Source organism: Actinomyces bovis, assembly GCF_900444995.1.
GTDB classification, from domain to species: domain Bacteria; phylum Actinomycetota; class Actinomycetes; order Actinomycetales; family Actinomycetaceae; genus Actinomyces; species Actinomyces bovis.
Window position 1 is genome coordinate 138,627 of sequence record NZ_UAPQ01000006.1, and the last position, 24,870, is coordinate 163,496.

Sequence of the window (24,870 nt, forward strand, 5' to 3'; positions counted from 1 at the left end):
GGAGCCACGCTCACAAGCCATGGAATAGCTTTGGAACAGCCTTGGCTGACCAATTGGCGGGACAGCTACCTTGCATAAGTCCATAAGAACGTGCTTCCGTTGGGGCATAGGTGCTGCCCCGGCGCCACTAGCTCACAACCACAGAATGGAGCTTCCCTATGATGATGAATCGCCGCATGTTCCTTGGTGGCACCGCCTCAGTTGCCGTGCTTACCGCCCTAGCCGCTTGCGCAAAGACGAGTGACGGCAAGGGCTCCTCCGGCGGTGGAGGCAGTGCCAGCGCCTTGAACACCAAGAACCGCTCCGAATTGCAGGAGGGGGCACCCTCAAGTTCCCGCTTTCCGCCACCGTTCCCAACTGGAACTATAGCCATGTGGACGGCAACGGCGTAGACCTGCGTCTCATCATGGACTTCGTCTCCCCGCACCTCCTGGATTGGGCGGACGATGGCAGCCCCACCCCCAACCCGAACTTCCTGACCAAGTGCGAGGCCGAGGTGGTTGACGGCAAGACGGTTATCACCATGGCCCTCAATGAGAAGGCCGTCTGGGGCAATGGCCGGGCTATGGACTTTGAGGACATCCGCGAGTCGCTGATCCACGGCACTGACGAGGCCTACAAGTGGGCTTCCACCGACGGCTACGACCAGGTGGAAAACGTTGAAAAGATCGATGAGCGTTCCGCCAAGATCACTATGAAGGCGGTTTTCCCGGACTGGACCAACCTAGTCTCAGGCCTCCAGCCCAAGGAGCTTATGAGCACCGCCGAGGCCTTTAACGAAGCCATGGCTGGCAATGGCAGCTTCAACAATGACTACTATGCCGGTCCCTTCAAGGTGGACTCCTATGACGAGTCCCAGCAGGTGGTCAAGCTGGCGCGCAACGACAAGTGGTGGGGGGACAAACCGCTGCTGGAGTCAGTGACCTTCCGTGTACTGGACGACGCCGCCCAGGCCACCTCCTTCGCCAACAAGGCGATTGACGTGCTGGACTACATTGTCTCCTCCGACGTCTACAACCAGGCCAAGGGCCGCGACGACGCCGAAGTGCGCCAGAACTTCGGTCGCCAGTGGCGCCATTTCACCCTCAACGGCTCCAGCGGCGTGCTGGCGGACAAGACCGTGCGCCAGGCCGTGATGCGGGCCTGCGACCGCAAGTCCATTGCTGAGTCAGACCTGGCCGGGCTGCCCGTGGAGGTGGACAAGCTCCTGCTGGGCAACCGCTTCTTCATGCCCAGCCAGAAGGGCTACCAGGACAACTCCAAGGACTGGAGCCACGACGTCGAGGCTGCCAAGAAGCTGCTTGAGGACGCAGGCTGGAAGGCCGGCGCGGACGGGATCCGCGAAAAGGATGGGCAGCGGCTCGCCTTTGCCTTCACCCTGCCGACCGGGGCCCAGGCCACCCAGAACGAGGCTAATCTCCTGCAGTCCCAGCTCAAGGAGGTGGGCATCGAGATGACTCTGGACACGGTGGACGCCAACGCCTACTTCAAGGAGTACATCCACCCTGGCAACTACGCGATGACCGCCTTTACCTGGCAGGGGACCCAGTACCCGATGGCCAATATCGGCCAGATTTACGGCAAGGGCTCCCAGTCCAACTACTCCAAGATCGACGTGCCGCAGGTGGATGAATACATCCAGAAGGTTGCTTCCACCGCTGACGACGACGAGCGCCGCAAGCTGACCAATGAGTGCGACAAGATCATCTGGGAGAACGTCTTCAACTTCCCGATCTACGAGCGCCAGCAGCTCACCGCGGTGCCTAAGAAGCTGGCGAACTACGGGGCTGTGGGACTGGCCTCCTTCCGTCCGGAAAACATCGGCTTCGTGAAGTGACGCCGGGCTAGCAGTCCTGAGCCCAGGGGCAGCTGCCTCGAGAATGACCTTTTCGCACCATGGTGACGCTCCTAGCGCCGCCCTGGTGCGAAAAGGTCATTTTTATGGGTGGTGAGGGACAATGACGCGGTGCCCACCGTCATCATCCGTTCCGGACTAGCTCGTATTGGAGCCTGGTTGGCCCTCGCGCCCACCGTCTGGCTAGTTGGTGGCATCTGGGTGTCCCGTGGCCCACAAGCCGCCTTGGTGGCCGCTGGCTGCGGGCTGCTCCTGCTGGTAGCCGTATGGTGCCTGTGGTGGGCGCCAGTGCTGGTGCTGCGCGAATCCGCGCTGGAGGTTCGCAACGCCTGGCGGCACCACACGATCAGCTGGGACGCCTTTGAGCGCTGCGCCGCCAGCTGGACCCTCCAGCTCATCCTGCGTGACAGCACCGTGGTCACCGTCAATGCCGCCCAGCGCCCAGGTGGCTTGGCTGCCTCCTGGCGCAGGCACCAGGAGCTGCATAGAGGTGAGGCGGACAGTGATTCGGTGAGGCATCAGGAGGCCGTGCGACAGGATTTGCTAGTTCCAGGGCCACGCGATCGTCGCGCCAGCTTGGACGCGGCCAGTGCGGCCGCCTTGGTAACCGCCTACTCCGAGCGCCGCTTGCTGCGCAGACAGTTGGAGGCCGCAGCCGTAGACGGCCCCCAAGCTGAGTACTTGCGCAAGTGGAATCTGGGCCCGCTGCTGGCGGTGCTTGTGGGGGCGCTGCTCATCCTTGTTGGAGAGTTGACTTGAGCTGCGCCGCCGTCGGCGTGACCGGGCGCATAGCCCTGGTGTCGCGCCTCTCACGGCTGTCCCATAAGCGCTGCCGCTAGCATTGCGGGGTTGTGCGCCCACTGGAACCATCCTGTCAGGCGCCCCGTCTTAAAGAGGAAGAACCTGCCTATGACCGTGCGCCAGGACCTGCGTAACGTTGCCATCGTCGCCCACGTGGACCACGGCAAGACCACCCTGGTGGACGCCATGCTCTGGGAAGCCGGAGCCTTCGGCGCCCGCGCCACGCAGGAGAACACCGCCGAGCGAGTTATGGACTCCGGCGAACTTGAGCGGGAAAAAGGCATCACTATCCTCGCCAAGAACACTGCGGTGCACTACAGCGGCCCGGCAGCCGAGGCGACTGGAGTGTCCGCAGGCATCACCATCAACGTGATCGACACTCCCGGCCACGCAGACTTTGGTGGCGAAGTGGAGCGCGGCCTATCTATGGTCGACGGCGTCGTTCTGCTCGTTGACGCCTCTGAGGGGCCCCTGCCGCAAACCCGCTTCGTATTGCGCAAGGCCCTGGCCGCCAACCTGCCGGTAATCATCGTGGTCAACAAGGTGGACCGCCCCGACTCCCGCATCGGCGAGGTAGTGGAAGAGACCACCGACCTGCTGCTTTCCCTCGCCTCAGACCTGGCCGAAGAGCACCCAGACATCGACCTTGACGCCGTGCTAGACGTGCCCGTCGTCTACGCCTCCGCCAAGGCCCGCCGCGCGGACACCCAGCAGCCCGAGGACGGTGCCCTGCCCGCCAACCCAGACCTGGAACCTCTCTTCCGCACCATCATTGAGCGGATCCCCGGTCCCAGCTATGAGGAGGGCGCCCCCCTGCAGGCGCATGTCACCAACCTGGATGCCTCGCCCTTCCTAGGGCGCCTAGCTCTGCTGCGCATCCACAACGGCACCCTGCGCAAAGGGCAGCCAGTGGCCTGGGTCCGCCACGACGGCACCACCACCTCCGCCAGCGTCTCCGAACTGCTGGTCACTGACGGCCTAGAGCGCAAGCCTGCAGAGGAGGCCTACGCCGGTGACATTGTGGCGATCGCCGGAATCGAAGAGATCACCATTGGTGAGTCCCTGGTGGACCCCGAGGACCCGCGCCCCCTGCCGCTAATCACCGTGGACGATCCCGCCATCTCCATGACCATCGGCATTAACACCTCTCCCATGGCTGGCCGCACCAAGGGGGCCAAGGTCACCGCCCGCCAGGTTAAGGACCGCCTAGACCGTGAGCTGATCGGCAATGTGTCTCTGCGAGTCCTGCCCACTGGCCGCCCCGACGCCTGGGAGGTACAGGGGCGCGGAGAGTTGGCCCTGGCGATCCTGGTGGAGCAGATGCGCCGTGAGGGCTTTGAGCTGACCGTCGGCAAGCCCCAGGTGGTCACCAAGACCATTGACGGCAAGCGCCACGAGCCCATGGAGCGCATGACCGTGGACGTGCCCGAGGAGTACCTGGGCGCCGTCACCCAGCTCATGGCCGCCCGCAAGGGCCGCATGGAGACTATGACCAACCATGGCACCGGCTGGGTGCGCATGGAGTTCCTGGTGCCTGCCCGCGGCTTGATCGGCTTCCGCACCCAGTTCCTCACAGAGACCCGCGGCACCGGCATCGCCTCCTCCATTGCCGAGGGCTACGAGCCTTGGGCTGGGCAGATCGTCGCCCGCACCACCGGATCCCTGGTCTCAGACCGCTCCGGTGCCGTCACCGCCTATGCCCTGGTACGCCTGCAAGACCGCGGCACCTTCTTCGTCTCGCCCTCCGAGGAAACCTACGAGGGACAGGTCGTGGGCGAGAATCCGCGCAATGAGGACATGGACGTCAACGTGGTCCGTGAGAAGCAGCAGACCAATATGCGCTCCTCCACCGCTGACTCCTTTGAGGCCCTGGTGCCGCCCCGCAAGCTCACCCTGGAGGAGGCGCTGGAGTTTGCCGCCGAAGACGAATGCGTGGAGGTAACCCCAGAGGCTGTGCGCATTCGTAAGGTTATTCTTGACTCTCAGGAGCGGTTCAAGGACGCCGCCAGGCGCCGCCGCTCCGAGTCCTGAGGCCAAATTTCCCTGCTCCGAGCCTTGGAGAACTAGATGCTCGACGACGCGGACGCGCCCCAAGGACCCGAGCTAGGGTCCGTTGGAGGCGCTGTGCGCCCGCCGCGTCGGCCCCTGCGGCCCCGGCCGGGGCGTCTGGCAACTGGCTCAGCCGCGAGCGCAGGAGCAACACCTGCAGCCCCCCGAGGCCCAGCCGCGACGCCAGCGCAGACTCCGCCCAAGTCACAAGACAGCGAGGAGACCGTCGACCGCCCCATGTCCCGCATGGAGCGCCGGCGGGCCGCACGGGCGGCGGAAGCAGCCCGAGCCGCTAGACGAGAGGCAGCTGCCAAAGCTGAGCAGCAACGAGCAGCCCAAGACACCCGGGCACTACAAGAGGCCCGCGCCGCCGAACGGGCGCGGGCCGCCAAACAAGCGGAGCGACGTCGTGCTGCCGAGCGGGCCAAGCAGGCAGAACTCGCTAGGCAGGCTGAGCGGGCTCTAGCAGCGCAGGAGGCGGAGGAACGCCGCGCCGCGGAACGCGCCAGACTGGCTGAACTGGCCCGTCAGGCTGATCTTGCCGAGCAACGGCGCGCAGCGAAGGCCGCCAAAGAAGCTGCCGCCAAGGAGGCTGCGGCAGCTGCAGCTCGCGCCGCTGAGGCTGCCAGAAAAGCCCGCGCCACCAAGGCGGCCCAGGCCGCGCGGGAGGCGGAGGCTGCTCGCGCGGCGAGGTTTGAGCGCGAAGCTGAGGCAGCCAGAGCCGCAGCGGTGGTCTCCGAGTTGGCGCCAGCAACAGAGCCAATGGGGTTGCACGCCAGCGCCGTCGTAGCCAAAGCCGCCGCCCCAGAGCCCAGCGCGGCAACAGAGCCCAGCTCCGGCTCAGAGCCCACCACCACCCGGAATCCCTTTGCGGCGGAGGCTAAGCCGAGGCCCGCTTTCGAGACTGCGGATCAGCCCGTCATCTCTGAAACCCTGCCGCTAGTTAAAGTGCCCGGCCTGCAAGAATCCCTGGAACAAGATGAGCTTGCAGCCAAGCAGGCCGAAGCGTCACAGCGGCGCAGAAGCAGGTCGGCGCAGCGCACTGCCGTCAAAACACCTCAGGGGGCGCTGGCGCTGCCACGCCTGGGGCGCCGCGCCAAACTCTGGGCCAGCCTGGTCCTGTTGATCTTGGCAGTGGTTTGGTTACTGCTGGCGGTAATGACCTCCTCCACCGTCTCCGCCCAGACGCGCTGCTCCGGCGTAGAAATTGGTGGCATGAGCCGGACGGAAGCCATCGCTGCCCTAGAGCAGGCGTACGCAGAGAAACTCGCCGCTCCCCTCACCGTCAGTGCCGACGGCGCCACCGCCCAGCTCAGCGGTGCCGCCGTCAAAGCCAAGGTTGACGGTGAACGCAGCACCAGAGGCCTCACGGGCTTCACTCTCAGCCCCTTGACCATCGCTAAACGACTCATAGGTGGGCAACAAAGCACGGTGGTTATAACCGCTGATCCGGAGGCGGTGCGCGCGGAACTGTCCAACCATCTGGAAGAGCTCTCGCACGGGGCTGTTTCCGCTCAGGTAAGCCTGGTAGATGGCAAAGTACAGCAGACCCCCGCCGTCGCAGGCATCGGCGTCGACGTCGAGGCTGCCACCACCAAGCTGGCGGCTTTTTGGCCGGTGGACGCCACCAGCGCCGTCACCCTCCCTGAAGGCGTAACCGAGCCTGCCGTCACCGACGCTGAAGCCCAAGCCTTCACCAGCAACGTCCTGGAACCACTTCTGGCTGGGCCAGTCACCCTGACCGTCGCCGGAACTGAGGCAGAGGGGCGGGCCTCCACCCGAAACCACGAGCTGAGCGCCGCGGAGATCACCAACCTGGCCACCGTCAAGGAAAAAGCTGGCGCCCTGTGCGTGGAACTAGAGCCCACCAAGCTCCGCGAGGAAATCTTGCAGGCCTTCGGCTCTGCCATTGAGACGCAGGCCGCCGGCACCAAGTGGCAGATCGACGGTTCAGAAGCCGGTGCCCCCACCGCCAAGCCTGAACTGGTATCCGCCGCCCCAGGCAAGGTGGTGGACGGTGCAGAAGTCTCCAAGGCAATCGTCGACGGCGTCTCCAAGAGTGGCGCCAGCGCCGCCACCCGCACCATCACCCTGCAGTTGAAAGATGACGCCGCCTCAGCCACTGGCGACGCCAGCACCGGGGCCGCCCTGGGGATCAAAGAAATCGTCGGCTCCTCAGACACGCCATTTGAATCCGACCCGCAACGCGACCAGAACCTGCGCGTCGGTGCAGCCGCCGTCAACGGCACGCTGATCCTGCCGGGGCAGAGCTACTCCATGAGTCAGACCATTGGCGAGGTCACCACCGCAAAGGGATACACCGACGCCGGCGTCATTATTGGTGCCAAGCATGTGAACGACATTGGCGGCGGCCTGTCACAGGTCACCACCACAGTGTTCAATGCCGCCTTTGCTGCCGGCATGGAGGATGACGAGCACACTCCTCACAGCCAGTACATGTCTCGCTACCCTGCCGGCCTGGAGGCCACCTTGTGGACCGGGCAGATCGACATGCGTTTCACTAACTCCACCCCCTATGGTGTGCTGTTGCAGGCCTGGGTGGGGCAGGGGCAGGTGCATGTGCGGGCCTGGTCCACGCGCTACTACGACGTCGAGGTCTCTACCAGCGACAAATTCAATGTGGTCCGGCAGGGCTCAACCCATTCCAGCGGGCCTGACTGCGTGCCTAACCCTGAAGGCCAGCCGGGCTTCGACATCACCGTCACCCGCAAGCGCTCCCTCAACGGTTCCGCCTTGCCAACTGAGGTCCGCACCGTGCACTACGAGCCGAATAACTCGGTGAGCTGCGGCTAGCTGCCTAAATGGGCTAAGTGCCCTGGCTGACTTGGCGCCTTAGCAGTGGGGTTTGTGGCGGGTGCTGACGCCTGCTGCGTGCGCTGCGGCACTCCAAGGTGCTCAGGAGTACTCCGGCGCGGATTGGGTGCTGGGAGGTGGCGGGATAATACTTATTACGGCAAGCACCGGGGCCCCGCCCGGTTTCTGAAGCGGAGAGGAAACGCCTCCATGACTTACGTCATCGCCCAGCCCTGCGTGGACGTCAAAGATCGGGCCTGCGTGGATGAGTGCCCCGTCGACTGCATCTACGAGGGGGAGCGCAGCCTCTACATCAACGCCGACGAATGTGTGGACTGCGGCGCCTGCGAGCCCGTCTGCCCCACCGAGGCGATCTTCTATGAAGACGACGTGCCCGCTGAGTGGGCGGACTACACCCGCGCCAATATCGACTTCTTTGAGCTCAAGGGCCTGGGGTCGCCCGGCGGTGCCCAACAGGTCGGGGCGGTGGACTACGACGACCCGATGATCGCGGCCCTGCCGCCACAGAACCAGGACTACCTGGACGCCAATGGCTGAGCTGGGGGCGGCGCAGCAGCTGCCTGCGCAGACTCTGCCCCGGGCACTGACCCTCCCAGACTTCCCCTGGGACTCCCTGCGCCCCTACCGGGCTCGCGCCGCCCAGCATCCCGACGGCGTCGTCGACCTGGCGGTGGGCACCCCCGTGGACCCCAGCCCCGCCGTCGCCCAGACCGCCCTGCGGGCCGCCGCTAACGCCCCCGGATACCCCACGGCCCTGGGCAGCGCTGAACTGCGTGCCGCCATCAACGACTGGTGGGCCCGGCGCCGCGGCGTTACGGGCCTTAGCGAGGCTGAGGTCATCCCCACCATCGGTTCCAAGGAGTCCGTGGCTCTCCTAGCTCTCCAGTTGGGTGCCCGCCCCGGGGACCTGGTGCTTCACCCGCGCGCTGCCTACCCCACCTACGACGTCGGTGCTCGCTTAGCTGGGGCTACTCCTGTGCCCGTGGACACGGACGCTGACCCGGACAGTTGGCAATTGCCCTCCGGTCCCGACGGCGCGGCGGGCCGCCCCGTGATCGTTTGGTTAAACAGCCCCGGCAACCCCGACGGGCATGTGCTCGGCGTGGAGCAGTTGGCCCGGATTGTTGCCTGGGCACGGCAGCGTGGCGCCATTGTTATCTCTGACGAGTGCTATGCCGAGTTGGCTTGGGCTGAGCCTTGGGCCAGTCAGGGGGTGCCTAGTCTGCTGGACCCGCGCGTCACGGGCACGCGCCCTGACGGCAGTGCGGATCGGCGTGGCCTGATCGCCCTGTACTCCCTATCTAAGCAGTCCAATCTGGCTGGCTACCGGGCCGCTTTCCTGGCGGGCGACGCTGCGCTGGTGGGGGCCGTGACGGAGGTCCGCAAGCACTCTGGGTTGCTGGTGCCTGCTCCCGTGCAGGCCGCCATGACTGCTGTGTTGGCTGATCCGGCGCATGTGGCGGCGCAGGTGGAGGTTTATCGAGCTCGCCGCGAGGCCTTGTTGGCGGCTACGGCGTCTGCCGGGCTGGTCAATGACCCTGCATCCGTGGCTGGCCTGTACCTGTGGTTGCGGGGGCCGGCGTCTATGAGTGCCTTTGACCTGGTGGGGGCCTTTGCGGAGTTGGGGATTGTGGTTGCTCCTGGGGACTTCTACGGGGAGGCGGGAGCTGGGCGGGTGCGCGTCTCGCTGACTGATTCTGATGAGCGCGTCGCGGCTGCCTGTCGCCGTCTGCAGGGGACGGCGCTGTTCCGCCCCTGAGTTGTTTAAACAACTTTCTTGGTTCTGGGTGATCTCAGCGGCGGCGCCATGGTAAGAAAACGTTGCAATTGCAGGGTTTGCTTAGTTCTTGCAAGTTGTTTTGAAGTTCTTTGAAGTTGTTTTCCCGCCAATTAGGGGTTTGGGTAGGGGCTCCGGGGTGTTTAGGTTGCCACCCAACGCACCGCAGGTCCTCGCTCAGGCCCTTGGGGATCCTTCTTGATCGCTCCGGTATTTGCTAGATGACGCAGTATCTCGGTTACGACCTGTGACTTGGCGCCCGTAGCGGCTACCACCTGCCGGTTGGTAACTGTGCCGCTCTTGACCGCGTCGATGACCCAACCTTGAACATCCCCTGCAGGGGGTGTGACGACGCCTTGCTGTCGAAGGAGGTCAAGCACTTTAGGGGCCAGCGACCACAGGTTGCCTCCCTCGTGGACTGCCAGCAGTCCGATCTCCTGCAGCCACCGCAGGACCTCACGACATTCCTTCTTGCTCCGCTGCAACAACTCCGACGCTGATCCTTCTGTTAGGACATTGGCATGAGTTAGTTCGCGTAGGCACAGCAGTACGTCAACATTGGCTATGTGTTCGGTATTGATTGCGCTTGGAAGCAGAGAGAGGGTGCGGATGAAGGCTTTGTCTACAACTGAGGCAGCAAAGGTGACCTCGACATGAAACTCATCGGTTTCCACCAGTGGGGCGGACCTCCCCGAGGACAACATTGACACCCACATGCGCCCGAAGCCGCGAGCGGTCTGTTCTACCAGCCCAAGATGATGTAAGGCTGCCATAAGGGCTGGGTTGCGAGGGCTGGACTGGGTAGTGAGCAGACGGTTGGGAGAGACTCCAATTGGAAGGCTGCCAGGGGAGTGGACCTTGAGGATCTGAGGTGAGTGGTCCACGATGATTGACTGAGAGAGATCCCAGTCTCGGTGTGCGAAGGCGTTCAGCACTACCTCGTCCACTGCTCGGTCGGGAAAGTCCTGGATCTGGCGTTCCTGCCCGGTTGGGAGTTCGACGCGTTCCATCTCGCTGTTGGAGTGCCGGTGAATTCGCTCCAGCATCTGAGGAATGGCTAAGACCAAAGGGAGGTCCACATCGTTGCGCTCGGGTTCGGATCCAGGTGCTGGCCTCCACAGATGCTGAGATGCGGGCAAGCTTTGGGTGGGTTTTCCAAACAGCAGCTTGGCGGCAACAATCACGTCCCCGCCAGGAGAAATTAGCCGTAGGCGTCGCAGTAGTTCCTCGGGTGTGTGAAGTGGGTCGTCCGGGTGCTTGCTGTTGAAGTTGTGGATGCCGGTGCTAAGCGCTAAGGCGTCTAGGTCGCCTAGGTGTAGGCCCGATGGCTTGGCGGTGGGGTCAGGGTTCAGGCGGCTGTGCCGTATGTATCTGCGTTCATCCTCTGAAAGTGGTTTGCAGCTGGTGCCTTGCCGTTTTGTGGCAGCACCATCCTTGCGGCTGTACACGCTTAAGCCAGGTGGTACGCGTACAACCACAAGGCGTTGTCCATGGAACTGCTCCGCCGCGGCCTCTACTGTGAGGTTTGGGGTTGTCTTGTTAAAGATGGAGGTCATGATCTTGTCTGGTTGAGCATCTGTGCCAGTCAAGGCTGCGGCCCCGCTCTGCTTGTCACGGACTCCGAGCACGATAAAGGATTCGCCGTCGGCGTTGGCGAAGCAGATCGCTGCGTCTAGCAACATTTGGGTACGTGCGGCTTCTGGATTGGCGTTGGGCTTCAAAGTGCGCGCGGGGTCTTCTTTGAAGTCGAGGTGTTGGTGCTCTCGGCTGTCGGGGGTGGCTCCGGCGATGATTGCCTCGAGCGCTTCCCGAACGATGTCGTGCATGACCCAAGTATTGAGTTGTTTAAACAACTTTTCAAGGTTAACGGGAGTAGAAGGCGGGTGGGGGAGAGGTGGTTTTCGTTGAAATAGCGGCGGTTATGGGCGGTTGGTTGGGTGGGGTGGCTGCCTGGGTGCCCCTGAGTTGTTTAAACAACTTTTTTGGTTCTGGGCGGCTTCAGCGGCGGCGCCACGGCCAGAAAACGTTGCAATTGCAGGGTTTACCTAGTTCTTGCAAGTTGTTTTGAAGTTCTTTTGAAGTTGTTTTCCCGCCAGCGTGCCCTAGGCTCCCAGGAGAACTGAGCGTAAGAAGTCCGCCCCAACCCGGGACGGGAAAGGGTGACGCACCGTACAGTAAGACCCTAAGGGACCTAAGGCCCACCCGGCGAGCTCGCCGTATCAAAGGAGGCGCAATGACTGAACAGAACCCCGACCTGAGCAAGCTCGATTGCCCCGGCACCCTCACCGTCGCGGATACCAGCTTGGAGTTGCCGCGCATCCTAGCCACCGACGGCTCCGACGGGCTGGGAGTAGGCAAACTTCTGGGTTCAACCGGCCTGGTCACCCTGGACCCTGGCTTCACCAACACCGCCTCCTGCACCTCTGAAATCACCTATATCGACGGCGCCGCAGGCATTCTGCGTTACCGCGGCTACCCGATCGCTGAACTGGCTAAGTCCTCCACTTTCCTGGAGGTCGCCTACCTACTGATTCGCGGGGAGCTGCCCGATCAGGAGACCTTCGAGCAGTTCGACCGGCGCATCGCCCGCCACCGCCTCCTGCATGAGGACTTCCGCAGCTTCTTCACCTCCTTTCCCTCCTCCGGGCACCCCATGGCCATCCTTCAGGCTGGAATCGCAGGCCTAGCCACCTATTACGAGGACACTCTCAACCCCTACGACCCCTACGAGTGTGAGCTCGCCACGGTCCTGCTGCTCGCCAAAATGCCGACGATGATCTCCTACATCGCCCGGCGTGCCATTGGTTTGCCCCTGCTTTACCCAGACCCCAAGCGCGGCTACGTGGAGGACTTCCTCAATATGACCTTCGGGATGCCCTACCAGGCCCCGGAGATTGACCCCGTCGTCGTGCGCGCCCTAGACATGCTGCTAATCCTGCACGCCGACCACGAACAGAACTGCTCCACCTCCACCGTCCGCCTGGTAGGTTCGGCAGACGCCAATATGTACTCCTCCGTGTCCGCCGGGGTGGGGGCGCTATCTGGTCCACTGCACGGCGGAGCGAATGAGGCCGTGCTGCGCATGTTGGACCGCATCGAATCCGAGGGCATGAGCACCGCTGAGTTCGTCCGCAAGGTCAAGGACCGGGAAGACGGCGTACGCCTGATGGGCTTCGGTCATCGCGTCTACAAGAACTATGACCCGCGCGCCGCCCTGGTTAAGGATGCCGCTCACGACGTCCTAATGCGCTTGGGTTCCTCCGACGGCGACCGCAAGCTGGACATCGCCATGGAGCTGGAGGAGGTTGCTCTTTCGGACGACTACTTCGTCTCCCGCAAGCTGTACCCCAATGTGGACTTCTATACGGGTTTGATCTACCAGGCCATGGGTTTCCCCACCAAGATGTTCACTCCGCTGTTTGCGCTGGGGCGCCTGCCTGGATGGATCGCTCAGTACCGCGAAATGATCGCCGACCCGGCCAAGCGAATCGGTCGTCCCCGCCAGGTCTACACCGGCGAGAGTGAGCGGCACTACATTGCGATGCACCGCCGCAAGCACGCCGCCGATTACCCCGGCGTACGCCCCGGCTCCAGCATCGACCGCGTCACCCGAGTCTAAAGCGCCCGCGGCTCAGTTGTCTCGGTGGCGGCCCAACCAGCCTGCCCGCAGCACCTCCCGGTTCACGGCAGCCACTGCCGTCAGGGGGATACCTGCCGGGCAGGCGGGCACACACTCGCCGTACACCGAACAAGGCCCAAAAGCCTCATCCAACACCCTCGCCACGCCCCGCGCGCGCCGCGAGCGCTCCTGACGCCCCTGCGGCATCAAAGACAAATGCGCTAACTTGGCCCCCGCAAAAAGCATCGCCGCGCCATTAGGACAAGCCGCCACACAAGCCCCACAGCCAATACAGGCCGCAAAGTCCAACGCCGTCTCCGCCTGCCGGTAAGGCTGGGCGACGACGTCGGCATCCGGAGCAGTCCCAGCCGCCACATCCACCGTGCCCCCGGCTCGGATCAGCTCGTCCAGGGCACTGCGGTCCACCACCAGGTCTCGGATCACCGGGAAAGCTGCCGCCCGCCAAGGCTCCAAACGGAAACGAGTCACCCCGGGGAAAGCCCGCAGGTGTTGGCGGCACGCCGGGGTGTTGTCCACCGGGCCGTGCGGCTTGCCATTGACCAGGAAACCACACATGCCGCACACGCCCTCACGGCAGTCAGACTCAAAGACCACCGGCTCCCCACCACCAGAGATGAGCTGATCATTCAAACGGTCCAGCAACTCCAGCAGGCTCATCTCCGGCTCAGCATCTGCCACCGTGTAGGACACAAAACGTCCCCGCGCCCGAGGGCCCGGCTGCCGCCAAATCTCCAACTCAACTATCATCGATAGTCCCTAACCTGCATCGGCACCATTGAGAAGCTCAGCGGCTCACTGCGGCGCGTATGCCGGCCAGCGGCGTCAGTCAACCAGGCGGATACAGAACACCAGGCCTCGTCATTGCGCTGCGCTTCCCCAGCCTGCGTGGCATACTCCGCGCGGAAATGCGCCCCAGCAGACTCACGCCGATCCAAGGCATCCAGCACCATCACCTCGGCCAGCTCCAAGAAATCAACCACCCGCAGCGCCTTCTCCAACTCCTGGTTGAGGCGCTCACCGCCACCAACCACCAGCACATTCCGCCAGAACTGCTCCCGCAACTCCCGCAACTGCTCCAGGGCCTGGCGCAAGCCCGCCTGCGAGCGGCTTACCCCACAACCGGCGTAGAGAATCTCCCCCAGGCGACGGTGGAACCAGACCGGCCGGTGTGAGCCCTCCACCGCCAAAAGCTGCTGAATACGAGCGTGAGTTTGCGCCAGCGCCGTCGTCGCCTCCGGCGCCTGCGGGTCCAGCACTGGCTTACCAACCAGGGAAGCCAGATAGTTGGGCACTGCCAGCGGCAGCACAAACCAGCCATCCACGCTGGCACTCAGCAAGGAGTTTGCCCCCAGCCGGTTGGCGCCGTGGTAGTTGTTGGAAGCCTCCCCACCCACAAAAAGCCCCGGAATGGTGCTCATCTGGTCAAAGTCCACCCACAGCCCACCCATGGTGAAATGAGCGCCCGGGGCGATGCGCATAGGCACCTCATAGGGATCCTCACCCGTGGCGTCCAGGTACATGGAGAACAAGTTCCCGTAACGGGCGGCAATCACCTCCTTGCCCAGGCGGGCGATCGCATCCCGGAAATCCAAGTACACGGAGTTGTGCAGCGGGCCGACGCCGTGCCCCGACTCGATTTGCTCGCGCGCATTGCGGGAGGCGACGTCGCGCGGGGTGAGGTTGCCGAAAGCCGGATACTTGCGCTCCAGGTAGTAGTCCCGCTCCGCCTCCGGGATGTCATTGGCGGGGCGCGGGTCACCCGGCTGCACGGGCACCCAAATGCGCCCGTCATTGCGCAGCGACTCGCTCATAAGCGTGGTTTTAGACTGCCAACGGGAACTCACCGGCAGGGCCGTAGGGTGGAACTGCACCATGCAGGCGCTGGCAAAGGCCGCACCGCGCCGGTGCGCCCGCCAAGTGGCGGTGGCATTGGAGGCCATCGCCAGAGTGGAGTAGTGGTAGACGCTGCCGTAGCCGCCGGTCGCCAGGACGACGGCGTGGGCGGTCCAGGCACGCAACTGCCCAGTGAGCAGGTCGCGGGTGACGATGCCCTGAGCCCGCCCCTCGGCCACGATCAGGTCCAACATCTCCGTGCGCGTGTGTAGGTGGACATTGCCTGCCGCTACCTGCTCCTGCAGGGCTTGGGCTCCGGCAATCTCCAACTGTTGGCCGGTCTGCCCGCGCGTGTAGTAGGTGCGGGAAACCTGCACCCCACCGAAGGACCGCGTGGCCAACTGGCCCCCGTACTCGCGGGCAAAAGGCGCCCCGATAGCGAACATATGGTCGATGACCCGCCCGGACTCCTCGCCCAGGCGCACGACGTCGGCCTCCCGCCCCCGATAATCCCCGCCCTTAACAGTGTCCTTAACAAAGCGGGCCAGAGAATCGCCGTCTACCTTGCGGGCGCGAGCCGCGTTGATCCCACCCTGAGCGGCCACCGAATGCGCGCGGCGGGCGGCGTCGTGAATAGTGAAGCACTCCACCCGGTAACCCAGGCGCCCCAGCGCGGCGGCAGCCCCGGAACCCGCAAGGCCGGTGCCCACCACAATCACCGTGAGCTTGCGACGGTTGGCGGGATTAACCAGGCGGTACTCGTCGCGGCGACGCTGCCAGGCCTGCTCGGGTGGGCAATCCGGCAGGTGCGGGTCTAGGGCCGGGCCGACGTCGTAGAGCTCGTCCACCGGGCCGGGTGCGCTCGCGGGGGACTGGCTGTGGTCATGGGTTTGCGGGCTCATGCAATCACCCCGGTCAATACCAGCAGGGGCAGGGCCCCATTGATCAGCACCACCAGCAGCGCGGCCACATGCGCCACCACCAAGAAGACCTGTCGCAGCCGAAGGCCCGTGCCGCCCAGGTCAATCACCACATTCCACAGGCCTTGGGAGAGGTGCAGGGATAGGCCCAGCATGACGGCGGTGTAGAACATGGCCATGCCGGGGCGCGACAGGCTGGCCACCAGGTTCTGGTAGGCAGAGATTTGCAGGGTTCCGCCCGTGTGTGCCGGGGGCGTGTAAGCGGACGGTGCTACCAGCGCACCGATGGTCAAATCCAGCAGGTGCACCAGCACAAAGAAGCCGATTAGTGCCCCCGTGAGCAGCATGCTTCCGGTGGCTACGGCGTGCAGGCGCATGCCTTGGCGGCGGTGGGTGCCGCGGGCCGCGCGGCCCCGCAGCCACAGGGTGACGCCAGCCGCAACGTGTAGCAGCAGGCAAGTGCCCAACACCAAGCGCATGAGCCACAGCAGGCCTTCCACGGGCAGCAGTGGGTGCAGGGCCTCGCGTAGCCAGACGGCGTAGGCGTTATAGGCCTGCGGTCCGGCGAAGGCCTTGAGATTGCCGAACATATGCACGGCTACGAACAGCGCCAGGGCGGTGCCAGTGACGGCCATCGTCGTCTTGAGGACCGTGAAAGAGAAGCGGTGGCGACGGCGGGGCGGTGCGGCAGGCGCGTCCCCGATTGGTTCTATGGCGACGGCGCTGGGGGCGGGTTTTGTGGCGTGTGTGGTGGTGGAGCGGGCTGTTGGGTGGGGTGACGGAGCGCGTTTGGCGGCTGGGCTGCGTTTGGGGATTCGACTGCTTCCGGGGGCGGTATTGGAGGGCACGCTTGCACCTCCCTGCGCTAGACCTCGTGCTGCCTGTGTTTGACAGTAACCGGCGTCACTTGGGTGGGGGTGGCTTTGCCTAAGCGTCTCAAGCAACGGGCGCGAATGTCTCGCCCAGCTGCGTGAAAATCCGCTGGCCTGTCAGCTGCGGAAACCTGCGGGCGGCCGTAGCCGCACCCCACACTCAGCTGCTGCGCAGCGGCTCTTTCAGCTCAATCGGCTTGCCGCCGCGCGCCATAGCCTCCACAGCACCAGACTGCGAGTTGCGGCGGAAGAGCACATTGGAGGCGCCCGCCAGGTCCCGGGCTGGAACTACGCGCGGCTCCCGGAAGAGCCCGTGGCTGCCCGGTACCACCCCGCCCTCGGGGATCAGAGAGACCTTGGTGCCTGCCGTCAGGTACAGGCCGGCCTCCACCACGCAGTCATCCCCCAGCGGGATTCCCAAGCCAGAGTTGGCGCCCAGCAGGCAGCGCTCACCCAGTGCCACACGCTGGCGTCCACCGCCGGAGAGCATGCCCATGGTTGAAGCCCCGCCGCCCACATCAGAGCCGTCGCCAATCACCACGCCCTGAGAGATGCGCCCTTCCACCATGGAGCGGCCCAGCGTTCCGGCGTTGTAGTTAACAAAGCCCGTGTGCATGACGGTGGTGCCTTCAGCCAGATAAGCGCCCAGGCGCACGCTTGCCGCATTGCCGATGCGCACCCCGGACGGGGTTACGTAGTCGGTCATGCGGGGGAACTTATCCACGTAGAGCACTTGCACGGGACGCCCCAGGGAGGCGCGCAGGCGCATGCGCGTGGTCTCAAAGTCGTCGGTGGCGCAGGGACCCGCGGCAGTCCACACCACACTAGGTAGGCGGGAGAACACGCCGTCCAGGTTCACCGTGTTGGGTTGAGCTAAGCGGTGGGAGAGCACATGCAAGCGCAGGTAGGCGCCGGCCACGGTTTGCGGGGCGTCGTCTAGATCCGACCAGGTGCGCACCACCGTGGTGTGTACGCCGCGGGCCTCATCGCGTCGTTCCATGGCGGAGAGGGTGGCGCGCAGGTCAGCCTGTCCATCCTCGGGCTCGTCGCCCAGGACCGGGCGGGGGTACCAAACATCCAGGGTGTTGCCGTCATCGGTCACGGTGGCTAGGCCTAGGCCCCAAGCGCTGCGAGTCATAGCCCCACGATACGGGACGAAGGGCCCGGTGGGTGGGCTTTCTTATGATCTCGGCACTAGCTTCTGCGTCCGGTGCCGCCACCCACCCATGCCACAATCACCCCATGACGCGCACCACCATCCACCTCATGCGCCACGGCGAGGTCCACAACCCTGAAGGCATCCTCTACGGCCGCATACCCGGCTACCACCTCTCGGACCTGGGACGCCAGATGGCCGAGCAGGTGGCGGAAACCCTCTCCGGCTCCGGGCATGACATCACCGCCGTCGTCACCTCCCCCCTGGAACGCGCCCAGGAGTCCGGCGCCCCCACCGCTGCTGCCTTCGGCCTGCAGCCCACTACCGACCCCCGCCTAATTGAGGCTGGCAACCGCTTTGAAGGCGTAGCCGTCAACCGCAACCGCTGGGTCCTGGCCCGCCCCGAGTACTGGCCGCTATACCGCAACCCTTTTAGCCCCAGCTGGGGTGAGCCCTACACCCAGATGGTGGCCCGCATGCGCGACGCCGTCGCCGCCGCGATCCCGGTGGCGGAAGGACATGAAGCCCTTGTCGTCTCCCACCAGCTGCCAATCTGGGCGCTGCGCCTCTTCCTGGAAGGCCGCCCCCTAGCCCACGACCCCCGCCGTCGCCAGTGCTCCCTAGCTTCCTTGACTTCGCTGACCTTTGAAGACCGCACCCTAGTGGGCCTGGCCTACTGGGAGCCCGCCGGTGACCTACTGCGTCGCGCCGAGGACATGGTGCCTGGCACCTCCGCCGCAGCCGCCAAAATCGGGCAGCTTCAGTGACCCCCAGCTCCGAGTCAGGCGGGGAGATCATTCCGGCCACCAACCGGGAGCTGCGCGCCCCCAGCCAACGCCCCCTGCAAAGGCCCACCCCGCAAAGGCCCTGGACCGCCCAAGACTTCATCTGGTGGAACACCGCCGGGGTGCTCACCGCCGTGACCTTGGGCGTCCGCCCCAACCCCGTCTCCCCGGTGGTGGACCCAATGCGCCGCGCCTTCGCCGCCGACGAGGTCATGCTCGCCTCCTGCGATGCAGAACTACTCATGTTCCGGCGCGGTGACGCCACCTACAACCCCTCACGCGGCTTCTTCCTGGCCGGAGGCCCCGTGGGCATTGCCCTGACCGCCGCCTTCTTCGGGGGCCAGGCCTATATGAACTCCAAGCGCAAGCGGGCTGCCAAAGCCGACGCCGTCGCCCGCTGGCGCCACCTAGCCGACGCCCGCCTAACCGTCTCCACCCACGGCATTTACCTGGGCACCGCCGAGGGCGTCATGTCCATCTCTTACGCCGACGTGCGCGAATGCTCATTAACTGACACCGGCGAGATCATCATGGCGGCTGCTAACTCCCAGGGCACCGCCCGCTGGAAACTGCGCGCCCAGTGGGCCGAGCTAGTACTGATCTTGTGGGCTTTGCGCTACTTGCCCGAGCACCCCCAACTCACCGCCCGCTCCTGGATTCCGGGGGACTGGCTGGTGCACGCGGCGGCCCACGGCTACGACATTGATACCCGCAGCTGGCCGCGCTGAGGGGTTAGGGGCTGGCCGGTTTAGCCCTCAGTAGGTTCCTGGGGGTCGGCTGGTCCGTGCGGCCCCTCTGGGTCTCGGCGTTGCGACCCCTTACCCTCTTCCGGGTGGTACTTGCGACGGCGAATGTCCTGCTCCAGGTTGCGGAGAAAATCGGGGTCGTCGTCGGGCCCCAGAGTGCGCCGCTGCGCCTGCCGCCCACGCCGCTGGAAACTAATGCCCTCCTGCGAGGACCACACGGTTCGCTCCACCATGCCGCCCCGCTCCTCGGCCGCCTTCACCCGGGAAGTAATGATCCAAGCCACCGGCCCGACCACTGTGAACAGGATGATGACCAGCAGCCACACAGGCTTAGGCAGGGGCTGGGGCAGGGACTCGCTAGGCGTGCGCGCACAGTCCAAAACCGCATAGAGCGTCAGGGCTATCACCAGGACAATAAGGACCACACGCATGTCAATACCCTAGCGGCTTCTCGATGTGCCAACCTGTCCAGGTGACCAAACCCGCACCCCGCCCCTGCGCACTAGTCACCGGCGGTACCCGACCTGAGGCGGTATCCCGCCTCCGCGCACTGCTAGTGCAGCGCCTTGCGGCCCGGAACTTACTGGGTGGAGCCAATGGGGGAGTTGGCGTGGCGGCGTCGGCGCTGCCCTGGCTGGTTCCGGTGGCCCCAAATGAAGCGACTGAGGTGGGGCGCGAAGAGTTGGTGGCGCGCCTAACCGACGCCCCCGCCTTCCCCCAAGCTGACCTGCTACTGCGCACCTCTGGGTCCACCACGGGCAGCGGTTCCCTGGTGGCCATGAGCGCTGCTGCCTTGGTGGCCTCTGCTCGCGCGACACATAGGCGGCTGGGTGGCCCGGGCACCTGGGTGTTGACCCTGCCTGCGCATCATGTGGCTGGCCTGCAGATACTGGTGCGCTCCGTGGTGGCAGGGCGGGAACCGGTGATTGTTGATACCAGCGGTGGCTTTAGCGTGTCAGCGCTGGCTCAGGGGCTGGAGCAGGCACTGTCTCGGGCTGCAGGCCAGGCTGTTTACACCTCCTTAGTGCCTACTCAGCTGCACGATGCTTTAACTGAGGCCAGGTGCACCGCCCTCCTCTCCCGGCTGAGCGCAGTGCTGGTGGGCGGCGCTGCTATAAGTCCCAGCCTGCAGATTCGAGCGCGGGCAGCCGGGGTGCCCGTGGTGCGGAGCTATGGCATGTCAGAGACCGGTGGCGGCTGCGTCTATGACGGCCTGCCATTGGAAGGAGTGCGCCTGCGGATCGACTCCCCAGATGCGGAAGGTGTAGGCCGGGTTGCGTTGGCAGGCCCGGTCCTAGCCGAGGGCTACGCCGCTACCGGCGGCAGCACCGTCTTCCAAACGGGACCGGATGGGCGCTTGGAGGTGCTCACCAGCGACCTCGGACGCTTGGTCCCCGGTCCAGACGGGGAGCCGTGCCTGGAGGTGCTGGGACGGGTGGACGACCTGATCGTCACCGGCGGGGTCAAGGTACGCCCCCAGGAGGTGGAGGCAGTGCTGCTCACCCTGCCGGGGGTGGCGCAGGCCTGCGTAGTGGGCGTACCTCATGAGCGTTGGGGGAGTGCGGTAACCGCGGTGGTCGTGCCCCAGCCGGAAATAACGCCCAGTCAGGAGTGGTGCGAGGCGCTGCGGCAGTCTGCCCGCCGCCTGCTGCCCGGTCCGGGCGCTCCTAAGCGGGTGTTGGCGACTGTGGGGCTGCCTACGCGCGGCCCGGGCAAAGTTGACCGGCTTGGCGTGTCCAACTGGGCTGCACAAGGCAGTGAAAAACCGTGAGAGTGTCCGAAAATGCAGCACTTTGAACAGTGCGCTCTCAGAAGCCTGCGGAGAATCCGCAGAATTGCAACGTTCTTCAGCGTGCCCCAGACAGCCAAACTCTCAAAGTGCTGCAATTCGTGCCACTTTCGTCTGCGGTAGGCTCCCAGCGCCCCGCCCCGGGCAGAGAGGAAACCATGACCAGCCATTCCCAGCCCAGCACTCAGGCCGCCACCCCCCAGCCTGCGGCCACCAGCTGGGCCGAGGTGGTCCGCCTGCGCACGCTCCCCGCCGCCGTTGCCCCCGTGATCCTGGGAACCGGCGCAGCCGCCGCCCTGGGTGGCTTCTCGCTCCCGCGCAGCCTCCTAGCCGCAGCGGTGGCTCTGTCCTTGCAAATCGGCTCCAACCTGGCCAATGACTACTCCGACGGCATTCGCGGCACCGACGATGACCGCACCGGCCCGCCCCGTCTGACCGCCTCCGGCCAGGTGGCGCCTAAAACCGTCAAATATGCGGCTTTTGGCTGCTTCGGTTTGGCCGGGTTATTTGGCTTGGCGCTGCTGGCACTGTCTGGTCAGTGGTGGATGCTGCTGCTGGGGGTAGCGGCGGTGGCTGCCGCCTGGTTCTACACGGGTGGTCCTCATCCATACGGATATGCAGGTCTGGGGGAGGTCTTCGTCTTCCTGTTCTTTGGGCTGATGGCCACCGTCGGCACCACCTATCTGCAAACCGGCACCGCCCCGGGCTGGGTTTGGCTGGCTGCCTGCGGCATTGGCCTGATCGCCTGCTCCCTGCTTATGGTCAACAACCTGCGTGATATCCACACCGACCCTGCCCACGGCAAACGCACCCTGGCTGTGCGTCTGGGTGAGACCCGGGCCCGTCAGGCCTTTACCGCCATGATTGGGGCACCGGTGCCCTTGGCGCTCGCGGCCTTGAGCTGGGCGCGCTGGGCAGATCGCGGCGATGGCAATGCTTTGGGCGGCAGCATTCAGCTGCTTGTGATGACAGCGGTTTTGGGCTGGCTGGCTCTGCGCACCACCCGCACGGTGCGCGCGGGGGCCAGCGGTCGCGCGCTAATTCCAGCATTGCGGGATGCGGGCTTGTTCGAGCTGGTCTACGGCGTGGTGGTCGGTCTAGCTTTCATCACTGTTACCGCTGCTTGAAGTAGAGCAGAGCCTGCTTGGTGGAGTTGTGGCGTCTCTATGCAGCCTTGCCTGCCAGCTGCTTGGGCACGACCGGGGCGAGCGGAGCTTTGCAAGGCACGAACGGAGGCGGGACTAGCTCTGAGCAAAGGCGAGCAGAGCCGCCCAGGGTAGGAGTGGACTAGGGCGGCGAGCACAGTTCGGCAGAAACAGTGCGGGGCGCCTCCAGACTTCTAGTCCGAGGCGCCCCGCGTAGGGCAGACCAAGCTCCCTGAATACCTGGCCCGGGCTTATCTCACTTCTTGTCCTTGCCGTCGCTCATCTTGTCTTTCCCATCAGACTTCTTGTCCTTGCCGTCGCTCATCTTGTCTTTCCCATCAGACTTCTTGTCCTTGCCGTCGCTCATCTTGTTGGTCTGGCTGACAGATGGCTTCTCGGCGGGCTTCTTCTCAGAGCCGCAGGCGGCCAGGCCGAAGGCGGAGGCGGCAGCGAGGGCAGAAATGGCGATGGTGGTGGTCAGGCGGCGCATTGAGTGTTCCTCTCAGATTGAGCTGTTGAGCAACGGTTGTTCCGTGCTCTCGGGAAGTGATTCGGAGCCAGATGCCGCCCGGATTGGTAAAGCTGCTGTGACCATGGTCACTCTTTAGTGGGGGTTTAGGTCCAATCCAATCCCCCGCCTGCTCCGAACCTCGAGTGAATCCATCACCGATCAAGGAGGACTGCCTCATGACCAGCCTGGTGCTAATTGGCCTGTTAGGCGGCCTAATCACCGCCATATCACCATGCATCCTGCCGGTCCTGCCGGTCATACTCGTGTCCGGCGGGGTGGCCGACGGCGAAGGCAAGGACCGCAAACAGGCTGTCGCAGCCAAGAGCGCCACGGCGCAACCCGCCGTCGTCAACAACCTCGGCTTCACTGACGCCACCGGGCTTATCAACCTGTCAGGCTCCGGCAAAGCCGCTGGCAGCGCAGCAAGCACAGCTGCCCCCACTGCCGCGAGCGCCGCTAAGTCCGGCAAGAAACGCAATTCCCGCCCCTACCAGGTGGTGGCTGGACTGGTTATCTCCTTCACCTTCTTCACACTCCTGGGCTCCACGATCCTGAGCCTGCTCAACCTGCCCCAGGACTTCATCCGCTGGGCTGGCATCGTGCTGCTGGCGGTTATCGGCGTCGCCATGATTTTCCCCAAGCTCATGCACTTCTTGGAGCGGCCCTTCGAACGCTTCGGCCGTGTGGGCGGAGGCGGCCCCTCCAACGGTTTCCTGCTGGGCCTAGTGCTCGGCGCTGCCTATGTGCCCTGCGCCGGCCCGGTGCTGGCCGCCGTCTCCGTTGCAGGCTCCACCGGCAAGATCGGCCTAGACACCGTGATACTCGCAGTGTCATTCGGGCTAGGCACCGCCATCCCACTGCTGGGCTTCGCGCTGGCTGGCCGCGAGGTGGCTGCGCGAGTCAACGCATTCCGCACCCGCCAGCGCGCCATCCGCGTCACCGCAGGCGTTCTCATGATCGCCCTTTCCGGCGCTCTGGTCGCCGACCTGCCTGCCGTCCTGCAGCGCGCCCTGCCTGACTACACCAAGTCCGCTCAGGCCTCCACGGACCGCCTCCTGCACGGCACCTCCACCTGCAAGCCCGGCGCAGAGAACCTCGGTGACTGCGGCGAACTACCCAAGATCGTTGACCCCGTGGCCTGGCTCAACACCCCCAACGGCGGCGCCCTAGCAACGGCCAACCAGCCCGGAAAAGTCACGCTAGTGGACTTCTACGCCTACTCCTGCATCAACTGCCAGCGTTCCGTCCCCGGTATCCAGAAGCTCCACGAGACCTACAAGGACGCTGGCCTACAGATCATCGGCATCCACGCCCCTGAGTACGCCTTCGAAAAAGAGGTGGAGAATGTGCGGGCTGGCTCGGAAAAGCTCGGCATCACCTACCCGGTGGCGGTGGACTCAAACCTGACCACCTGGGAGAGCTTCAACAACCACTACTGGCCCGCCCACTACCTGGCTGACCACACAGGCAAGCTCCGCCAGCTCGGCTTCGGCGAAGGCGGTGAAGCCACGCTGGAGAAGCACGTGCGCACCCTCCTGCAGGAAGCCAACCCCGGCGTCGCCCTGCCCGCAGCAGTGTTCTCCGACGACGCCCCCACCGTCCAGGGAGACCGCACCGCTGAAACCTACCTGGGCTCAGACCGAGTAACCCGCGTGGCTGGTGCCCCGATCATCCCGGGCACCCAGGACTACAGCTTCCCTGAGTCCATGCCCACGGACACGGTTGCTCTAGATGGCAAGTGGCATGTGGAGGGGCAGCACATCAGCCCGGAGGGCGGACCCGCCAAGCTGCGCCTGAACTGGCACGGCAAGCAGGTCAACCTGGTGGCCTCTGGGCAGGGGGAGCTCAAATGGACCTTCAACGGCCAGTCCGGCTCCATGCAGGTACCGCCTGTGCCTAACGGTTTGGCCCTGATTGAGGGACAGGAGATGGTCTCCGGAGTGCTGGAGATCGAGGTTCCCCAGGGTGTTCAGCTCTACTCCTTCACCTTTGGCTGAGCCATGCAAACCTGCCGAGTAGCGCCTGCTGAAGGCGCAGTGTGGACCACCCCCCTGACTGCTGCCCCGTCCCACCCGGTGGGGCGGCGGGACAGGGCGGTCCGCCCGGCACCACAGACCCCGTGTGGGGTGCGCCGCCCCGGTTGCCTGACGGCGCGC

General features: G+C 64.8%; 20 protein-coding genes. 13 read left to right on the plus strand and 7 right to left on the minus strand.

Annotated elements, in window-relative coordinates; genetic code table 11:
- The first annotated feature begins 158 nt into the window (after positions 1–158).
- The 7 genes from DR039_RS11500 to dapC all read left to right on the plus strand — a co-directional run bounded on the left by DR039_RS11500 (position 159) and on the right by dapC (position 9,299).
- Positions 159–392 carry a hypothetical protein gene (locus DR039_RS11500; RefSeq protein ID WP_229116791.1) on the plus strand — a complete coding sequence of 78 codons (234 nt, stop codon included), beginning with the start codon at positions 159–161 and terminating at the stop codon, positions 390–392.
- Positions 374–1,837 (plus strand): ABC transporter family substrate-binding protein, encoded by a 1,464-nt coding sequence (locus tag DR039_RS04305; protein ID WP_229116792.1) that lies wholly within the window; start codon positions 374–376, stop codon positions 1,835–1,837. The genes DR039_RS11500 and DR039_RS04305 overlap by 19 nt, the downstream gene beginning before the upstream one ends.
- A 129-nt stretch (positions 1,838–1,966) precedes the next feature.
- On the plus strand, positions 1,967–2,614 hold the full coding sequence (locus tag DR039_RS04310; RefSeq protein WP_126622183.1) for a hypothetical protein: 648 nt from the start codon (positions 1,967–1,969) through the stop codon (positions 2,612–2,614).
- A gap of 150 nt (positions 2,615–2,764) precedes the next feature.
- On the plus strand, positions 2,765–4,687 hold the full coding sequence (gene typA, locus DR039_RS04315; protein WP_111836179.1) for a translational GTPase TypA: 1,923 nt from the start codon (positions 2,765–2,767) through the stop codon (positions 4,685–4,687).
- Between the two features lie 36 nt (positions 4,688–4,723).
- Complete coding sequence (locus tag DR039_RS04320) at positions 4,724–7,519, plus strand: VanW family protein (RefSeq protein WP_111836180.1); 2,796 nt, start codon at positions 4,724–4,726, stop codon at positions 7,517–7,519.
- A gap of 210 nt (positions 7,520–7,729) precedes the next feature.
- The gene (gene fdxA / locus DR039_RS04325; protein ID WP_111836181.1) at positions 7,730–8,077 is read left to right on the plus strand and encodes a ferredoxin; all 348 of its coding nucleotides are present in this window, start codon (positions 7,730–7,732) and stop codon (positions 8,075–8,077) included.
- The gene (dapC, locus tag DR039_RS04330; protein WP_111836182.1) at positions 8,070–9,299 is read left to right on the plus strand and encodes a succinyldiaminopimelate transaminase; all 1,230 of its coding nucleotides are present in this window, start codon (positions 8,070–8,072) and stop codon (positions 9,297–9,299) included. Before fdxA ends, dapC begins: the two co-directional genes overlap by 8 nt.
- A gap of 161 nt (positions 9,300–9,460) precedes the next feature.
- Here dapC and DR039_RS04335 read toward each other — a convergent pair whose 3' ends face one another.
- On the minus strand, positions 9,461–11,143 hold the full coding sequence (locus DR039_RS04335; protein WP_111836183.1) for an RNA-binding domain-containing protein: 1,683 nt from the start codon (positions 11,141–11,143) through the stop codon (positions 9,461–9,463).
- Between the two features lie 407 nt (positions 11,144–11,550).
- On the opposite strand from DR039_RS04335, the gene DR039_RS04340 reads away from it, so the two are divergent.
- Positions 11,551–12,936, plus strand: a complete 1,386-nt coding sequence (locus tag DR039_RS04340; RefSeq protein ID WP_111836184.1) for a citrate synthase — start codon at positions 11,551–11,553, stop codon at positions 12,934–12,936.
- 12 nt (positions 12,937–12,948) lie between these two features.
- Here the strand turns inward: DR039_RS04340 and DR039_RS04345 are convergent, their stop codons facing one another.
- The 4 genes from DR039_RS04345 to dapD form a co-directional block, all read right to left on the minus strand.
- Positions 12,949–13,704, minus strand: a complete 756-nt coding sequence (locus tag DR039_RS04345) for a succinate dehydrogenase/fumarate reductase iron-sulfur subunit (protein ID WP_111836185.1) — start codon at positions 13,702–13,704, stop codon at positions 12,949–12,951.
- Positions 13,701–15,692 carry a fumarate reductase/succinate dehydrogenase flavoprotein subunit gene (locus DR039_RS04350; protein ID WP_111836186.1) on the minus strand — a complete coding sequence of 664 codons (1,992 nt, stop codon included), beginning with the start codon at positions 15,690–15,692 and terminating at the stop codon, positions 13,701–13,703. The genes DR039_RS04345 and DR039_RS04350 overlap by 4 nt, the downstream gene beginning before the upstream one ends.
- The gene (locus DR039_RS04355; RefSeq protein WP_229116793.1) at positions 15,689–16,558 is read right to left on the minus strand and encodes a succinate dehydrogenase cytochrome b subunit; all 870 of its coding nucleotides are present in this window, start codon (positions 16,556–16,558) and stop codon (positions 15,689–15,691) included. Before DR039_RS04355 ends, DR039_RS04350 begins: the two co-directional genes overlap by 4 nt.
- A 184-nt stretch (positions 16,559–16,742) precedes the next feature.
- Complete coding sequence (gene dapD, locus DR039_RS04360; protein WP_111836188.1) at positions 16,743–17,720, minus strand: 2,3,4,5-tetrahydropyridine-2,6-dicarboxylate N-succinyltransferase; 978 nt, start codon at positions 17,718–17,720, stop codon at positions 16,743–16,745.
- Between the two features lie 104 nt (positions 17,721–17,824).
- Here dapD and DR039_RS04365 point away from each other — a divergent pair, with 104 nt between their 5' ends.
- Both DR039_RS04365 and DR039_RS04370 read left to right on the plus strand, forming a co-directional pair.
- Positions 17,825–18,505, plus strand: coding sequence for a histidine phosphatase family protein (locus DR039_RS04365; RefSeq protein WP_111836189.1), 681 nt, complete (start codon positions 17,825–17,827; stop codon positions 18,503–18,505).
- On the plus strand, positions 18,502–19,251 hold the full coding sequence (locus DR039_RS04370) for a hypothetical protein (protein WP_229116794.1): 750 nt from the start codon (positions 18,502–18,504) through the stop codon (positions 19,249–19,251). The genes DR039_RS04365 and DR039_RS04370 overlap by 4 nt, the downstream gene beginning before the upstream one ends.
- A 20-nt stretch (positions 19,252–19,271) precedes the next feature.
- Here the strand turns inward: DR039_RS04370 and DR039_RS04375 are convergent, their stop codons facing one another.
- Positions 19,272–19,700 (minus strand): PLD nuclease N-terminal domain-containing protein, encoded by a 429-nt coding sequence (locus tag DR039_RS04375; protein ID WP_111836190.1) that lies wholly within the window; start codon positions 19,698–19,700, stop codon positions 19,272–19,274.
- 41 nt (positions 19,701–19,741) lie between these two features.
- Here DR039_RS04375 and DR039_RS04380 point away from each other — a divergent pair, with 41 nt between their 5' ends.
- Both DR039_RS04380 and DR039_RS04385 read left to right on the plus strand, forming a co-directional pair.
- Positions 19,742–21,040, plus strand: coding sequence for an AMP-binding enzyme (locus tag DR039_RS04380; protein WP_229116795.1), 1,299 nt, complete (start codon positions 19,742–19,744; stop codon positions 21,038–21,040).
- A 176-nt stretch (positions 21,041–21,216) separates the two neighbouring features.
- Positions 21,217–22,185 carry a 1,4-dihydroxy-2-naphthoate polyprenyltransferase gene (locus tag DR039_RS04385; protein WP_111836192.1) on the plus strand — a complete coding sequence of 323 codons (969 nt, stop codon included), beginning with the start codon at positions 21,217–21,219 and terminating at the stop codon, positions 22,183–22,185.
- A gap of 274 nt (positions 22,186–22,459) precedes the next feature.
- On the opposite strand, the gene DR039_RS04390 is transcribed toward DR039_RS04385, so the two are convergent.
- Complete coding sequence (locus DR039_RS04390) at positions 22,460–22,693, minus strand: hypothetical protein (protein WP_111836193.1); 234 nt, start codon at positions 22,691–22,693, stop codon at positions 22,460–22,462.
- A 197-nt stretch (positions 22,694–22,890) separates the two neighbouring features.
- Here DR039_RS04390 and DR039_RS04395 point away from each other — a divergent pair, with 197 nt between their 5' ends.
- Positions 22,891–24,711 (plus strand): cytochrome c biogenesis protein CcdA, encoded by a 1,821-nt coding sequence (locus tag DR039_RS04395; RefSeq protein WP_111836194.1) that lies wholly within the window; start codon positions 22,891–22,893, stop codon positions 24,709–24,711.
- Positions 24,712–24,870 lie beyond the last annotated feature (159 nt).

Excerpts from the sequence above, each read along its gene's own strand:
- DR039_RS11500 (WP_229116791.1), top strand. The coding sequence starts at position 159 with ATGATGATGAATCGCCGCATGTTCCTTGGTGGCACCGCCTCAGTTGCC.
- typA (WP_111836179.1), top strand. The coding sequence starts at position 2,765 with ATGACCGTGCGCCAGGACCTGCGTAACGTTGCCATCGTCGCCCACGTG.
- DR039_RS04335 (WP_111836183.1), bottom strand. The coding sequence starts at position 11,143 with ATGCACGACATCGTTCGGGAAGCGCTCGAGGCAATCATCGCCGGAGCC.
- dapC (WP_111836182.1), top strand. The coding sequence starts at position 8,070 with ATGGCTGAGCTGGGGGCGGCGCAGCAGCTGCCTGCGCAGACTCTGCCC.
- DR039_RS04345 (WP_111836185.1), bottom strand. The coding sequence starts at position 13,704 with ATGATAGTTGAGTTGGAGATTTGGCGGCAGCCGGGCCCTCGGGCGCGG.
- DR039_RS04375 (WP_111836190.1), bottom strand. The coding sequence starts at position 19,700 with ATGCGTGTGGTCCTTATTGTCCTGGTGATAGCCCTGACGCTCTATGCG.
- DR039_RS04385 (WP_111836192.1), top strand. The coding sequence starts at position 21,217 with ATGACCAGCCATTCCCAGCCCAGCACTCAGGCCGCCACCCCCCAGCCT.
- dapD (WP_111836188.1), bottom strand. The coding sequence starts at position 17,720 with ATGACTCGCAGCGCTTGGGGCCTAGGCCTAGCCACCGTGACCGATGAC.
- DR039_RS04390 (WP_111836193.1), bottom strand. The coding sequence starts at position 22,693 with ATGCGCCGCCTGACCACCACCATCGCCATTTCTGCCCTCGCTGCCGCC.
- DR039_RS04340 (WP_111836184.1), top strand. The coding sequence starts at position 11,551 with ATGACTGAACAGAACCCCGACCTGAGCAAGCTCGATTGCCCCGGCACC.
- DR039_RS04350 (WP_111836186.1), bottom strand. The coding sequence starts at position 15,692 with ATGAGCCCGCAAACCCATGACCACAGCCAGTCCCCCGCGAGCGCACCC.
- DR039_RS04365 (WP_111836189.1), top strand. The coding sequence starts at position 17,825 with ATGACGCGCACCACCATCCACCTCATGCGCCACGGCGAGGTCCACAAC.
- fdxA (WP_111836181.1), top strand. The coding sequence starts at position 7,730 with ATGACTTACGTCATCGCCCAGCCCTGCGTGGACGTCAAAGATCGGGCC.
- DR039_RS04320 (WP_111836180.1), top strand. The coding sequence starts at position 4,724 with ATGCTCGACGACGCGGACGCGCCCCAAGGACCCGAGCTAGGGTCCGTT.
- DR039_RS04395 (WP_111836194.1), top strand. The coding sequence starts at position 22,891 with ATGACCAGCCTGGTGCTAATTGGCCTGTTAGGCGGCCTAATCACCGCC.